The following is a 12960-nucleotide window of genomic DNA, read 5'->3' on the forward strand; positions in this document are numbered from 1 at the left end:
GCTTAGTGCCTTAAAGCCCCCACTCCACATTCACCCGCGAGGCCACCTCGTCGAATACCCGGCGGGCGAGGCGGTCCCCGCGCGCGCCGCGCCTGGTAAATCCCTTGCGCCCGGGTTTGCCGTAGTAGTACCCGGAGTCCCAGTGGATCCCGGGCTGCCCGGCGATGAACTGGGCCAATACTAGGCCGCCCTTGTCCGGGCTGGCCATGACGCTGTGCGCGAACCGCGTGGCGTAGGCCTTTGACAACAAACCGGTGGAGCGGCTGCCGAAACTGGAATCTATGACCCCGGGGTGGAAGGCCACGGACGGTATGCCGTGCAGGTGGAAGTAACGGGTCATGAGGTTCACGCCAACCTTGGCGTTGCCGTAGGCGCGCTGGGAATCGAAGTCCGTGCGCGAATCGAGCTCACCTGGGTCGAAGCGGCCCATTAAGTGAGACGCCATCGAGGATGTGTTTACTACCGCGCCGCGCAGCTGCGGCCGCAGGAGGGAGGTAAGCAGGAACGGGGCAACGGTGTTGACCTGCCAATTGCGTTCCCAGCCGTCTTCGGTGATGACCGGGCCGTCAAACATGCCCCCGGCGTTGTTGGCGAGCACGTCGATCCCGCCTATGCCGCGCAGCTCCTCGGCCAGTTCGCGAACCTGAGCCAGGCTGGTGAAATCGGCGGTGAGGTGCTTGTATCCGGGCACCGCTAGCGTCTTCGCCTCATCGCGCCCAACGACTACTAGCCGGTTGCCCGGCCCCGCCTGCTGCAGTATGCGCGCCGCCGACGCACCAATGCCGTCCGACGCCCCCGTAATCACGATCGTCTTCCCGGCTGCCCCCGCGGTATTACTGTCAGACCCGTTATGCATGCCGTTTATCTTAGCCCCGCCGGTTAATGTGCACTCCCGGGGGTGCTAACAGTAATCTAATTCGGGTTGTTTCAATGTTGATGCGTCAACAGTTGAAGAGTTTTAAGAAGCAAGGAAGCATATGGCGAACATTGGTGTAATTCTTGGGTCCATCCGCGAAGGCCGCAATGGCCAGCCCGTGGCGGAGTGGGTCGTGGAGCAGGCGCAAGGCCGCGAACACTCCTACGAGCTGGTGGATCTTAAAGAGTTTAATGTCCCCCTGATGGAGTCCGCGGTAAATCCAGGCCAGGCCAATGGTCAGTACGACAATGACAACGTCCAGCGCTGGGCGGACAAGATCGGCGCCCTGGACGCATTCGTGTTCGTGACCCCGGAATACAACCAGTCCGTCCCCGGGCCGTTTAAGAACGCCTTCGATTCGATCATCGAATGGAAGGGCAAGCCGGTTGCGTTCGTGGGATACGGCTTTGGCGGCGCCGAGGCCGCGGTCAAGGCGTGGCACGCCGCGGTTGATTCCATGCTGGCTATGCCGTATGTGCGGCACGCTACCCAGATTGACATTCCGAGCTACTTCGCCGAACTCGGCTTCGAGGCGGACGGGGCGCTGGCCAAAGACTTGGCCAAGACCCTCGACGGGCTGGAGAAGCTGCTGAAATAAAACGGGCAAAACGCTTTCGAGCCCTGGCCGGCCGCGATATTGATTCGCGGGGTGGCCAGGGCTCGTGCGTTTTTACGCGGATAGGGAATGCAGGGGATTAGTCATCCCAGTCGTCATCGTCCCAGTCGTCCCGGTCATCGTCCCAGTCATCATCGCCCCACGCGGCTGCGTGGTGGCCAATCTGGTCCAGAATCTGCGGAACGCCCGGGATGTGGCCGAAGTTCGACATGAGGAATGCGATGATTGAAGCAATGATTGCGCCAATATTCATTGATGTGCTCCTAAGGGTATTTTCTAGCCGCTGGGCTGGCTAGGGGTGGATAAGGTGTGCCGGCACATCTGAGTAAATCCCACGTCACAGGGTTGCGCAAGGCCTTGTTTTGGGTGCAAAACCCATAAAAGCCCTTCAACAGCGATTATGAAATCCGTGATTAAACCAAGATGAAGGAACTCTCATCTGCAGGCGCCCGGGATTAATCCGGGGCTTAACGTTCATCGCGAGTGGATTGCATTTTGTGCTCGAGTCAGTCCCTCCTCGACGATAAGGCGTGCCGCTTCCGCCGCGGTGCTGATGGCCGCATCTAAGCCGGCGCCCGAATCGACGGGCCCCAGGACGTAATCCGGAATGCTAGAGCCCTTGGGCGGGCGGGAGATACCGATGCGTACCCTTAGATAGTCCCGCGTACCTAATTGCTGGGTTAGGGATTTCAGTCCGTTATGCCCGTTTTCATTCCCGCCCTTTTTCACGCGTACCTTGTGCGAGGGCAGATCGAGTTCATCGTGGATGACTATGATGCGCTCGGCGGGGATGCCCAGCTCGCGGGCCAGGGGTGCCACCGGTTCGCCGGAGAGGTTCATATAGGTATCACTGCGCGCCACTAATACCCGTTGGGAGCCAAATGTCAGAGGGGCTGCTTGCAGGCCCATGCCCCGAACCGGGTCTAGGACGTCCCCAGTCTGGGCCAGTATGTCATCGATCGCCATGTATCCCACATTGTGGCGGGTGGCGGCGTACTTAGCGCCGGGGTTGCCCAGGCCCACAATCAGCCAATCCGCATGCAAATCCGTCACGGACCAAGCGCGGCTAGTGCCGGGGGAGCGCTGGCCGCGGCCAAAGAGGCTAGTAAGGAAATTGATAACTTTATTCACCCGTCACAGTCTGCCATAGCGTGGGTATGGTGTGGGCCATGAGCCAAGTCATTGACACCTTGCCAGTCCCCATCGTCGTAGCGCCCATGGCGGGTGGGCCCACCACCGTGGCGCTAGTTAAGGCCGCAGCGGCGGCCGGCTGCATCAGCGCATTGGCGTGGGGGACAATCCAGGCCCGGGAAGCGGCCGAACATCTTCGCTCCATCAACGGCGCCTACGGCATCAACCTGTTCTACCCGCAGCGCCGCCTCAGCGGGGCGGAAATGGCCGCGGCGCGGGCAATCGCGGAGGAAGCAGGACGTGAACCGGGGCGCGGGCTCGCGGCCGTGGATTACACGTTCGGGTGGCAGGAAAAATTTGAGCTAGCTCTGGGCTCCACGGCCCGCATGGTGTGGTCCATGTTCGGCTGCTTTAGCCCTATGGAAATAGAAAAGCTGCACTCGGCGGGCAAAGAAGCATGGGTGACGGTCACTAACGAAGCCGAAGCATGCGAGGCCCACGCCCGCGGGGCAGACGTGCTGTGCGTTCAAGGGCCCGAGGCCGGTGGGCATCGCGGCACGTGGGACTTTACCGCCGAGCCCGACCCCCGGCCTTTGCCAGCTCTGGTCGGCGCCGTGCACGAAGCCGTGCCTAGTGCCACACTCGTCGCCGCCGGAGGGCTGCGCAGCGCTGAGGATGTGGACGGTGCCCTCGGGTGGCCGGGCGTGCGTGCGGTTAGCTGCGGCTCGGCGTTCCTGCTCACGGGGGAGGCGGGGACATCGGACGCGAACCGCTCTTTGATTGCTGAAGGCGGAACCACAGTATCTACGCGTGCACTGTCCGGCCGCTACGCCCGCGGTATGGAGACCGCCTACACGCGAGCGCACCCGGACATGCCGCCCATCTACCCCCATTTGAGCACCATTCTGGCGGAACGTCGCGCCGCTGGCGAGCGGGAAGTGTCCTATTGCCTAGTGGGGATTAACCCGCACCTCATCCGCGGGGGTAGCGCGGCGGAGGTGGTTGCCCAACTTTCCGGTAGCGGGCACTAAACCCCGGTAGAATGTTGGGTTGGAAGTAAAGGTTTACCCCCTCACCGCAAAGGAATGATTCTGTGACCGCGAACCCTGAACTTGGCCATGCTGACTGGAACGAGCGCCTCGAGCGTGCCCAGAAGATGATCCCGCTCATCCACCAGCTGCACAATGAGAAGAACGTTGTCACTTCCGTGTTCGGCCGCCTGCTGGTTGGCGTCACTGACATTGACATCATCAAGGCCAACAAGTACGCCCGCCGCGTCACCGGCTCCCAGCTTTCCACCGCAGATACCCTCCCCGTACTGGAAGCTCTCACTGAGCTCGACCTGGGTTCAGCTTCCCTCGACCTGGGCCGCCTGGTGCAGGGTTTCGAGGAGTCCGGCGAGTCAGACCTTAAGGCTTACCTCGAAAAGGAGCTTGAGGAGGTAATCGGCACCGGCAAGGACCGCGAGCCTGTGGACGTTGTTCTCTACGGCTTTGGACGCATCGGCCGCCTGCTGGCCCGCATCCTCATCGCCCGCGAGGCAACCTATGGTGGCGTACGCCTGCGCGGCATCGTAGTCCGCAAGAAGGGCGAGGATGACATCTACAAGCGCGCATCCCTGCTGCGTCGCGATTCGGTACACGGCGCCTTCGCCGGCACCATCGATGTGGACCCGGAAAAGGAAATCATTTGGGCTAACGGCTCCAAGATCCAGATGATCTACGCCGGCAACCCGGCCGAGATCGATTACACCGCCTACGGCATTGACAACGCCATCGTCGTTGACAACACGGGCGTATGGCGCGACCGAGCTGGCCTGGAACAGCACCTGCAGTCCAAGGGCGTTGCCCGCGTGCTGCTGACCGCGCCGGGCAAGGGTGATCTGAAGAATATCGTCTACGGCATCAACCATGGCGATATTGCCGCCGAGGATAAGATCCTCTCCGCTGCCTCCTGCACCACCAACGGTATTACCCCCGTGCTGAAGGTCATCAATGACCGCTACGGCGTGGTTCACGGTCATGTGGAAACCGCGCACTCCTTCACCAATGACCAGAACCTGATCGATAACTTCCACAAGGGTGACCGCCGTGGACGCGCGGCGGGCCTGAACATGGTGCTTACCGAGACCGGCGCCGCTAAGGCCGTCTCCAAGGCCCTGCCCGAGTTCGAGGGCAAGTTGACCGGTAACGCCATCCGCGTGCCTACCCCGGACGTGTCCATGGCTGTGCTTAACCTCGAGCTGGAGAAGGAAGTGGACCGCGACGAGGTTAACAACTTCCTGCGCGACGTATCCCTGCACTCCGACCTGCGCCAGCAGATCTCCTACATTGCATCCCCAGAGGTTGTCTCCTCCGACTTCGTGGGCTCCACCCACGCGGGCGTGGTAGACGGCCTTGCTACCATCGCCTCCGGCAAGCACCTCGTGCTCTACGTCTGGTACGACAACGAGTTTGGTTACTCCAACCAGGTAATCCGCATCGTTGAAGAACTCGCGGGCGCACGCCCAGTGGTTCTTCCACGCCGCGTTTCCCCTGAATCTCTGTAGGATTAGCCGCCTAGTGCACTTTTAACGCCGGACCCGCGTCGCGGGGCCGGCGTTGCTTCGGTTTTAGCGAAAGGGGTGGGGCAGCTGCGGGGCGCGGACGCTCACCCTAGTGTCGCGATTCGGCCGAACACCCACATGCCCCACCGCAGCAGCCGCCGTTGGATAGTAGATTTGTATGATCCACCGAGTCCGGTTGACCGTAGTGGGTAGTTGCCTGGAGATGGCCCAGTCCATCGATCTCAATGCGCACGGTCTGGCCGTCTCCGATAAAACGCGGCGGGTTCATGCCCGCGGCAACGCCCTCGGGCGTGCCCGTGACGATGACATCGCCGGGGTTGAGCGGGTAAAGCCGGGAGCAGTACTCAATCAGCTCGGCTACGGAGAAAATCAGGTCATCGGTGTTGTCATCCTGGCGTGTTTCGCCGTCGACCTGGGTGCGGATGCGGGCTCCCCGGCCCGGAGACCATTCATCCGGAGTCGTGAGCCACGGGCCAAACCCCGCCGTTCGGTAGAAGGACTTGCCGGCGTGGAACTGGCTGGTGGCCTTCTGGAAGTCACGCATGGAATAGTCATTCATGACCGCGTAGCCGGCCACGTAATCCAAGGCCTCATCGCTGGAGACCTGGTAGGCGCGGGTGCCGATTACCGCGCAGAGCTCGCCCTCGTAGTCCAGCTTTGACGTGGCGTAGTCCGGCACATAAACGTCATCGTAGGGGCCGGTCAGCGCGTCGGGGAACTTGATGAACAGCGTCGGCTGGTTCGGTGCCTCGTGCCCCATCTCCCGAATATGCTTAGCGTAGTTCAGGCCGACGCAGATGATCTTCCCCGGGTTGGGGATAACAGGGGCCAGATTGGCCGGGTTAAAGGTGATGGGTTCGCCGGACATCTCGGCCGCCTTGCGCCAATCGGGGCTGGCCAGCAGGGCGCCAACATCTTCGTGGTCCAGTTCGGTGCCAAAACCCTCACCGTCAACGCGGACAGTGGTGGTGCCGTAGGGGGTCCTTAGGGTAGCTAGTTTCATGTTCAGCTAGCTTAGTCGCCGCACCGGGGGAATTGCCGGGAAAATAAGGATTACCGGAGGGATTGCTCGAGGAGGTCGGCGGCGTCGGCGGCTACGATGGGCAGGTCGGCGACCTCGGATTTGGCAAACGGTTTAAGGACAAACGATGCCACGTCCTGGCGTCCCGGAGGGCGGCCAATCCCTACGCCCAGGCGCTGATAGTCCTTGGTGCCCAGCGACTTGGTAATCGAACGTAGGCCATTGTGGCCGTGATCGCCGCCCCCGGAACGCAGTTTTACCTGGCCGAATTCCAGCTCGAGATCATCATAAATGACAACCACATCGCCAGGCTCTATTCCGTAATAGGACGCCAATGCCTTGACGGCGCCGCCGGAAAGATTCATAAAACACCGGGGTTTAGCCACAATCGCCCTGCGCCCCAGCAGGCGGCCGGCGGGCAGCTCCACGATTTCCGTATTGGTCTTTTTGTGCACGCTTAAAGACGCGGGCATGGGGGAGACACGCGTCAACAACTCATCGATGACCTCGAAGCCAACGTTGTGGCGCGTGCCAACATACTTTGGGCCCGGATTGCCCAAACCTACAATAAGAACGGGGGTCTCACTCACGCTCCATATTGTTCCACATCCCGGCCTCCCGCCACGGTGCCGGGTGGTCTCTAAACCAACAGCGGTGCGCGGTAACCGGGGTGGGTGTTGACCGGAGGGCCGCCATAAGGGGAACACCATGCGGATTTGCCGTTGACTTTAATCATCCGGCCGCGGTTGCGGACCTTGTCATCCTCGTTCACCGCGTTGTGATATGGGCAAAGCATGAGCAGGTTGGCCATGGACGTAGGGCCGCCATTCTTCGCGGCGATGATGTGGTGAACCTGCGACATGTCCGCCGGGCAGTGGCATCCCGGCCAGGCACAAACGGGGTTTTCGATGCAGGCCAACTTGCGCTGTTTGCCATTGGCCAGGCGCTCCGTGGTGCCAAGGTCGATGGGCCCGAGAACCGGGTGGACCAGTGCGGCGTAGCCACGCTCAGAGATCTTTGACTGCAGGAGCTGGGCGCCGGTGAGCACCTGGCCGTTGGTGCAGCGAAGCAGCGTCTCATCCCCGGTACCGTCTAGAATTTCGTCCAGATCATCTATGGTAACCACCACGTTGATGGCGTATTCCGGCGCGGATTGGCCGGCGAAATAGCGCTTATGAAAAGTCTCAATGGTGCCGTCCTGGCCCTCGTACATCTCACCTATCAGCTTGGATGGACCTGTAAGCACCATCTGCCAATGTGTGGAACCGCGGCGGATGCGCACGCCCTCTACTGGGGCCTTGGGTGGTTTTAGGGCCTTGAGGCGCTCACGGGCGACCGAGTCGACGCGAGACGCGGGTAGCAGGGCTAGTTCCTCCCGCAGGCGCCATTTATCCAAAGACTTCTTCACGCGCCGGACAAAGCGCTCGATCCGGATGAGTACCTGGAGATCATGGGTGGTGCGGCGGGCGCGTTCCTGCTTGCGGGTGTAAGCGGTGTCACCGAAATACGCGGCATAAAGGTCGAGGAGTTCTTGCGCGTGCGCGGGAGAGGCGCCCCAGTCCATCAAGTCCTGTCTCGACGCACCGGAGACCTGCGCCACGAGCTGAATGCCGTGGGCAAGGGAGGAAAGGTACGTCTGCAAGCTCATGGTTTTACGCTAAATCGCCTGGCGGGCCAAGCGCAAGAATATTTAGCCGCCTGTGGATAACTCTGCTAAGGCACAGGTAGATCCCTATTTCAGGCAATAAAACAGAGAAACCGCCCCCCGCCCATGCATCGAGTGCACGGGGCGGGGGCGGAAGCTCACGCGGCGGCTTGGCCGCGCAGGAAACGAGATTTACTCGTTATCGGAGGACTCCTCGGAAGCAGACTCCTCAGCCTCTTCCTCAGACTCAGCGCCGGCCTCGGCGCCGCCCTCTTCGGCAGCCTCAGCGGCAGCCTCGAGCTCTTCGTCAACCTCAGGAACGGAAACGGTAGCAACAACGGTCTCGCCGTCTGCGACCAAGGTGGTGCCCTCAGGCAGCTCAACGTCAGCGGCGGTTACCACGGTGCCGTCCTCAGCGCCCTCAACGGAGGCAACCAGCTCTTCTGGGATGGACAGTACGTTTGCCTCAACGAGCAGCTCGTAAGCGTCCTGGTTGATCATCAGGCCTGGGGCTGGCTCGCCGGTGACGGTTACAGGTACCTCAACCTCAACCTTCTCGCCACGCTTAATGGTCAGGAGGTCGATGTGGTCGATGTCCAGGGTCAGCACGTTCTGATCGATGTGCTTAACCATGGTCAGGTGCTGCTCGCCGTCAATCTCGAGCTCCAGAACAGCGTTTACGCCGTGGTTGCGGACCAGGGCGGTGATTTCCAGGCGGTCCACTGCGAAGTGGATTGGGTCGTGGCCGTGGCCGTAGATTACGCCAGGAACCTTGCCGGCGCGGCGTGCGCGGCGGGCAGCGCCCTTGCCGAATTCGTTACGTGCATCTGCTTTGATGACAGGCTGATTGCTAGCCATAGTGGTCTCCTTCTACAAGTTTATTTCTAACCGGCGGGGCAGTGGAGCCGCGATGCGCGTGAAGACGTGCAGCACATACAACAAAAGCCTGCCGATGGACGTCTTGGACGAGTCATCGCAGGCTTGGAAAGCTTAAGCTGCTTACATGAAATCAATCGCGTCGATAACGGCGTATAAAACGCCCTCGCCGAGACGGTGATAATCTACCACTACCGCAACCTCGAAGGCAAAAGCACCGCGGGTAGAGCGCCTTGAGGGGCCACCGCATGACCGATCAGGGGCCTCAATGAAGTCCTTGGCCCGACCCACACAGGGAGGCTGCGCGGCGAAGCCAGATATCACCGGCGGTAGCCCAATCGTTGATGGTTTCGGCGGCGGCGGAGTCGTAGCGCAGGCACCGTGCGGCGACCCGGGCCAGCTGCTCTACGGTGTCCCACCACGGCTCGGTAGTGATGAGCTCCTCGAGCAGCGGCAGCAGCGCGGCTGGGAATCGGCGCTGGCGCAGCAAGTGATCGCACGCAACATACTTGAACTCCCTTTCCGGCAGGGACCACAGGCCGCGCACAAAATCCGGATCCAGCGGCCGGCGATCCAGGATTCCGCGGGTGGCCCGCTGGCGGGTTTTAACCGGGATACCCAGGAATTCACACCGGCGACCCGCCGCGGCGGACATGGCGAAGGCTTGGTCCGCATCGGCCAGCGGCGCCAGAACCTCCTCTACCGCCTCTACGGCCCGGGCGCGGGCGCAGTAGCCGTCTTCGCAGGGTTCGGTCATCATTGCTCGCCTCGCTATCGATGAGCGCGACCCGGGATTAACCGGCCGTGTAGCCGCCATCGACGGGTAGGGCGGCGCCGGTGATGTAGGAGGCGTCGGAGGAAAGCAAGAAGCGGATCAAGTATGCCACCTCTTCCGGGTTGCCCAGGCGACCCAGGGGATGGGCGTTGATGATCTTGCCGATTTCTTCATCGTCCATCTCACGGGCAAGCATCGTGTTGCGCACATAGGCCGGGGTCACCGCGTTGATGCGAATGCCCTTGGAGGCGTATTCCAGCGCCGCGGTGCGCGTTAAGCCAATGACACCATGCTTGGCGGCGGTGTACGCCGAGTGGCCGTGCGCGGCCAGGAAGCCGTGGACCGAAGCTACATTGACTATCGCGCATTGGCTCGTGCGCTCCTGGTCCATGAACTGCTCGAGCTGGTAGCGCATGGCATACGCAACGGAGTTGAGATTGAGATCGATCTGGCGATCCCAATCGGAGACGTGGAATTCCCCGGAGCGCTGCGGTTCGCTTCCATAACCGGAGGAATTGACCGCCAGGTGCAGGCCGCCGAAGGCTCGCACCGCGAAATTCACGGCCTCGCGCTGGTCCGCCTCGGACGCCTGGTCCATGACAAAGGCTTCTGCGGTGCCGCCGGCTTCGCGGATGTCAGCGACTAGGGACTGCAGCTCGGGTTCGGAACTATCGCCCGCGACAACCTTGGCGCCACAGGCTGCCAGCTCCTTTGCTGTGGCGGCGCCAATTCCGTATGCAGCGCCCGTTACCAGCGCCACACGTCCGTCAAAACTAGAAAACCTACCCATTGGGGACGGCGTTCCTTTCTCTGACGTTTCAAGTCAGTTGAGGAAAGAGTACGCCCCCAAGGGTAGTGAATTTATGAAGGAATTACCGCAAACCGGGTTTGTGGCTACTTCTGAGCCTCTTCTTGGGGCTCGAAAAGGGTGGTCACGGAGCCATTCTCGAAGATCTCATGGATGGTCTTGGCCAGCAGCGGAGCGATCGAAAGAACGGTCAGGTTGGACCAGCCCTCGGTGGACTGAGGCAGCGTATCGGTGGCGATAACTTCCTCCGCACCGCACTCGGACAGGCGCTCACGGGCAGGGTCGGAGAACACGCCGTGGGTACAAGCAATGACAACGGACTTGGCGCCGGCTTCCTTCAGCACGCGCACGGCGCCCGCGATGGTGCCGCCGGTATCAATCATGTCATCCAACAGGATGCAGTCCTTGCCCTCTACGTCACCAACGACTCGGTTGGACACGGTCTGGTTAGCAACCTCTGTGGAGCGGGTCTTGTGGACGAACGCCAGCGGGGCGTCACCCAATTCGTGTGCCCATTTCTCGGCAACCTTCACGCGGCCGGCGTCAGGGGAGACCACCGCCAGGTTGTCCAGGGAGTACTTGCCCTTGATGTAGTCCACCAGGATTGGCATGGCGTGCATGTGGTCCACCGGACCATCGAAGAAGCCCTGAATCTGATCGGTGTGGAGGTCGACGGTGACGATGCGGTCAGCGCCGGCGGCGGTGAGGAGGTCAGCGATCAGGCGCGCGGAGATAGGCTCACGGCCGGAGTGCTTCTTATCCTGGCGCGCGTATGGGTAGAACGGCAGGATAGCGGTGATGCGCTTTGCGGAACCGCGCTTGAGCGCATCAATCATGATGAGCTGCTCCATGAGCCACTTGTTCAGCGGCTGCGTGTGGGACTGGATGACAAAGCAGTCCGAGCCACGTACGGATTCTTCGAAGCGGATGAAGATTTCACCATTCGCAAAGTCGCGGGCGGTGGTAGGCACCAAGTCAGTGCCGAGCTCCTTCGCTACTGCCTCGGCCAGCTCGGTGTGAGCGCGGCCGGAAAACAGCATGAGCTTCTTCTTGACCTTGGTCTTAATCTTCTTGCCAGTCATAGGGGTCTAAGTGCCTTTCCTATCAATCCTGTGTGACTTTTATACGGTGTCAGATTCTTCAGAACCGGAACCAGTTTCAATGGAACGGGCCTGGGCCGCCTCCGCGGCTTCTGCCGCAGGGGTACCAGGGCGCTTGCGCTGAACCCAGCCCTCGATGTTGCGCTGCTTGCCGCCCGAGACCACGAGCGCGCCCGCAGGAACATCCTCCTTGATAACTGTACCCGCACCGGAGTATACGCCGTCACCAATTTGGACAGGTGCAATGAACATCGTGTCAGAACCGGTGCGCACATGGCTGCCGATGGTGGTGTGGTGTTTGTTTACCCCGTCATAGTTGACGAAGACGGAGGAAGCTCCGATATTGGAGTATTCGCCCACGGTGGCATCGCCAATGTAGGTCAGGTGCGGAACCTTGGAGCCGCGGCCAATTTGCGCGTTCTTCGCCTCGACAAAGCCGCCCAGCTTGCCCTCTTCGGCCAGGATGGTGCCGGGGCGGATGAAGGTAAACGGTCCCACGTTGGCGCGGGCGCCGATGGAGGAATCAGAGCCGTGGGTGCGCACGACGGTGGCTTCCTCACCCACCTCCATGTTTGTCAGCGTGGTATCCGGACCGATTTCTGCGCCGTCGGCGATCACGGTGGTGCCCTTGAGCTGGGTGCCGGGGTGGATGGTGACGTCCTGGCCGATCCGCACGGTCACGTCTATCCAGGTGGTGGCCGGGTCCTCGATGGTGGCGCCGCCGCGCATGGCGGCTTCGACGGTGCGCTGGTTGAGCACGCGGCCGGCGTCGGCGAGCTGAACGCGGTCGTTAACGCCCGCCAATTCGGCGGCGTCGGTCGCGAGGTGCGCGCCTACGCCATGGCCGGCTTCGCGCGCGATTTCCAGGACGTCGGTGATGTACAGCTCGCCCTGGGCATTGTTTGAATCCAGCTTGGTTAGCGCGTCGCGCAATACGGCAGCATCAAACGCGAAGACGCCGGAATTGACCTCATCGATCTCAAGCTGCTGCGGCTGCGCGTCCTTCTGCTCCACAATGGCGGTGACCGAGCCGGCCTCATCGCGGACAATCCGGCCATACCCGGTTGGGTCCTCAAGCCTCATGGACAACACGGTCACGGCATTGCCGGCGGCCACGTGCTCGTCTGCCAGCGCCTGGATGGTCTCGGCGCGCAGCAGCGGAACATCGCCATTGGTCACCAATACGGTGCCCTCGAAAGATGGGATTGGCTCGAGCCCGCACTGCACCGCGTGACCGGTGCCGTTTTGCTCCTCCTGGACCGCCTGAATAACCTCGCGCCCGAGCTCCGCCGCGATGGCGTCAACGGCGGGGGAGACCTGGTCACGCTGGTGGCCCACCACAGTGACGATGTGCTGCGGATTGATCCCAGCCGCGGCATGCAGGGCGTGGCCTACAAGCTGGCGGCCGCCAATGTCATGCAGTGTCTTTTGCTTGCTGGACTTCATGCGGGTGCCTGCGCCGGCGGCGAGGACCACAACGGCACACGGGTTAGTAGCTACCACGGG

14 protein-coding genes are annotated in these 12960 nt (G+C 61.6%); 3 read left to right on the forward strand and 11 right to left on the reverse strand.

From position 1 onward, the window contains the following. Nucleotides 1–10 precede the first annotated feature (10 nt). Entirely contained in the window at nucleotides 11–856 is an 846-nt protein-coding gene (locus tag CENDO_RS03870; protein WP_136140868.1) for an SDR family NAD(P)-dependent oxidoreductase, read from the reverse strand. Between the two features lie 121 nt (nucleotides 857–977). Between CENDO_RS03870 and CENDO_RS03875 the strand changes: the two genes are divergently transcribed. After that, a complete protein-coding gene (locus CENDO_RS03875; RefSeq protein ID WP_136140869.1) occupies nucleotides 978–1514 on the forward strand; it encodes an NADPH-dependent FMN reductase in 537 nt (178 codons plus the stop codon). 97 nt (nucleotides 1515–1611) lie between these two features. Here the strand turns inward: CENDO_RS03875 and CENDO_RS11135 are convergent, their stop codons facing one another. Both CENDO_RS11135 and pth (CENDO_RS03880) read right to left on the reverse strand, forming a co-directional pair. After that, nucleotides 1612–1785, reverse strand: coding sequence for a hypothetical protein (locus CENDO_RS11135; RefSeq protein ID WP_168707164.1), 174 nt, complete (start codon nucleotides 1783–1785; stop codon nucleotides 1612–1614). 221 nt (nucleotides 1786–2006) lie between these two features. Beyond that, nucleotides 2007–2585, reverse strand: a complete 579-nt coding sequence (pth, locus tag CENDO_RS03880; RefSeq protein ID WP_246014415.1) for an aminoacyl-tRNA hydrolase — start codon at nucleotides 2583–2585, stop codon at nucleotides 2007–2009. Nucleotides 2586–2701: 116 nt separating this feature from the next. Here pth (CENDO_RS03880) and CENDO_RS03885 point away from each other — a divergent pair, with 116 nt between their 5' ends. Continuing rightward, complete coding sequence (locus tag CENDO_RS03885) at nucleotides 2702–3694, forward strand: nitronate monooxygenase (RefSeq protein WP_136140871.1); 993 nt, start codon at nucleotides 2702–2704, stop codon at nucleotides 3692–3694. 62 nt (nucleotides 3695–3756) lie between these two features. Next, on the forward strand, nucleotides 3757–5211 hold the full coding sequence (locus CENDO_RS03890) for a glyceraldehyde-3-phosphate dehydrogenase (RefSeq protein WP_136140872.1): 1455 nt from the start codon (nucleotides 3757–3759) through the stop codon (nucleotides 5209–5211). Between the two features lie 106 nt (nucleotides 5212–5317). Here the strand turns inward: CENDO_RS03890 and CENDO_RS03895 are convergent, their stop codons facing one another. The 8 genes from CENDO_RS03895 to glmU all read right to left on the reverse strand — a co-directional run bounded on the left by CENDO_RS03895 (nucleotide 5318) and on the right by glmU (nucleotide 12957). Next, nucleotides 5318–6232 carry a fumarylacetoacetate hydrolase family protein gene (locus CENDO_RS03895; protein WP_136140873.1) on the reverse strand — a complete coding sequence of 305 codons (915 nt, stop codon included), beginning with the start codon at nucleotides 6230–6232 and terminating at the stop codon, nucleotides 5318–5320. Nucleotides 6233–6282: 50 nt separating this feature from the next. Continuing rightward, a complete protein-coding gene (pth, locus tag CENDO_RS03900) occupies nucleotides 6283–6840 on the reverse strand; it encodes an aminoacyl-tRNA hydrolase (RefSeq protein ID WP_210726566.1) in 558 nt (185 codons plus the stop codon). A gap of 50 nt (nucleotides 6841–6890) precedes the next feature. After that, nucleotides 6891–7898 carry an HNH endonuclease signature motif containing protein gene (locus tag CENDO_RS03905; protein WP_136140875.1) on the reverse strand — a complete coding sequence of 336 codons (1008 nt, stop codon included), beginning with the start codon at nucleotides 7896–7898 and terminating at the stop codon, nucleotides 6891–6893. 189 nt (nucleotides 7899–8087) lie between these two features. Then, complete coding sequence (locus CENDO_RS03910; RefSeq protein WP_136140876.1) at nucleotides 8088–8753, reverse strand: 50S ribosomal protein L25/general stress protein Ctc; 666 nt, start codon at nucleotides 8751–8753, stop codon at nucleotides 8088–8090. Between the two features lie 283 nt (nucleotides 8754–9036). After that, on the reverse strand, nucleotides 9037–9531 hold the full coding sequence (locus tag CENDO_RS03915; RefSeq protein ID WP_168707165.1) for a DNA alkylation repair protein: 495 nt from the start codon (nucleotides 9529–9531) through the stop codon (nucleotides 9037–9039). A 34-nt stretch (nucleotides 9532–9565) separates the two neighbouring features. Then, the gene (locus tag CENDO_RS03920) at nucleotides 9566–10336 is read right to left on the reverse strand and encodes an SDR family NAD(P)-dependent oxidoreductase (protein WP_136140878.1); all 771 of its coding nucleotides are present in this window, start codon (nucleotides 10334–10336) and stop codon (nucleotides 9566–9568) included. Between the two features lie 104 nt (nucleotides 10337–10440). Then, nucleotides 10441–11436 (reverse strand): ribose-phosphate diphosphokinase, encoded by a 996-nt coding sequence (locus tag CENDO_RS03925; RefSeq protein WP_136140879.1) that lies wholly within the window; start codon nucleotides 11434–11436, stop codon nucleotides 10441–10443. 39 nt (nucleotides 11437–11475) lie between these two features. Further along, a complete protein-coding gene (gene glmU, locus CENDO_RS03930; RefSeq protein ID WP_136140880.1) occupies nucleotides 11476–12957 on the reverse strand; it encodes a bifunctional UDP-N-acetylglucosamine diphosphorylase/glucosamine-1-phosphate N-acetyltransferase GlmU in 1482 nt (493 codons plus the stop codon). Nucleotides 12958–12960: the final 3 nt, after the last annotated feature.

It is taken from the genome of Corynebacterium endometrii (assembly GCF_004795735.1).
Classification (GTDB): Bacteria; Actinomycetota; Actinomycetes; order Mycobacteriales; family Mycobacteriaceae; genus Corynebacterium; species Corynebacterium endometrii.

Excerpts from the sequence above, each read along its gene's own strand:
- CENDO_RS03905 (WP_136140875.1), bottom strand. The coding sequence starts at position 7,898 with ATGAGCTTGCAGACGTACCTTTCCTCCCTTGCCCACGGCATTCAGCTC.
- CENDO_RS03885 (WP_136140871.1), top strand. The coding sequence starts at position 2,702 with ATGAGCCAAGTCATTGACACCTTGCCAGTCCCCATCGTCGTAGCGCCC.
- CENDO_RS03915 (WP_168707165.1), bottom strand. The coding sequence starts at position 9,531 with ATGATGACCGAACCCTGCGAAGACGGCTACTGCGCCCGCGCCCGGGCC.
- CENDO_RS03925 (WP_136140879.1), bottom strand. The coding sequence starts at position 11,436 with ATGACTGGCAAGAAGATTAAGACCAAGGTCAAGAAGAAGCTCATGCTG.
- CENDO_RS03870 (WP_136140868.1), bottom strand. The coding sequence starts at position 856 with ATGCATAACGGGTCTGACAGTAATACCGCGGGGGCAGCCGGGAAGACG.
- CENDO_RS03910 (WP_136140876.1), bottom strand. The coding sequence starts at position 8,753 with ATGGCTAGCAATCAGCCTGTCATCAAAGCAGATGCACGTAACGAATTC.
- CENDO_RS03875 (WP_136140869.1), top strand. The coding sequence starts at position 978 with ATGGCGAACATTGGTGTAATTCTTGGGTCCATCCGCGAAGGCCGCAAT.
- CENDO_RS11135 (WP_168707164.1), bottom strand. The coding sequence starts at position 1,785 with ATGAATATTGGCGCAATCATTGCTTCAATCATCGCATTCCTCATGTCG.
- CENDO_RS03895 (WP_136140873.1), bottom strand. The coding sequence starts at position 6,232 with ATGAAACTAGCTACCCTAAGGACCCCCTACGGCACCACCACTGTCCGC.
- CENDO_RS03920 (WP_136140878.1), bottom strand. The coding sequence starts at position 10,336 with ATGGGTAGGTTTTCTAGTTTTGACGGACGTGTGGCGCTGGTAACGGGC.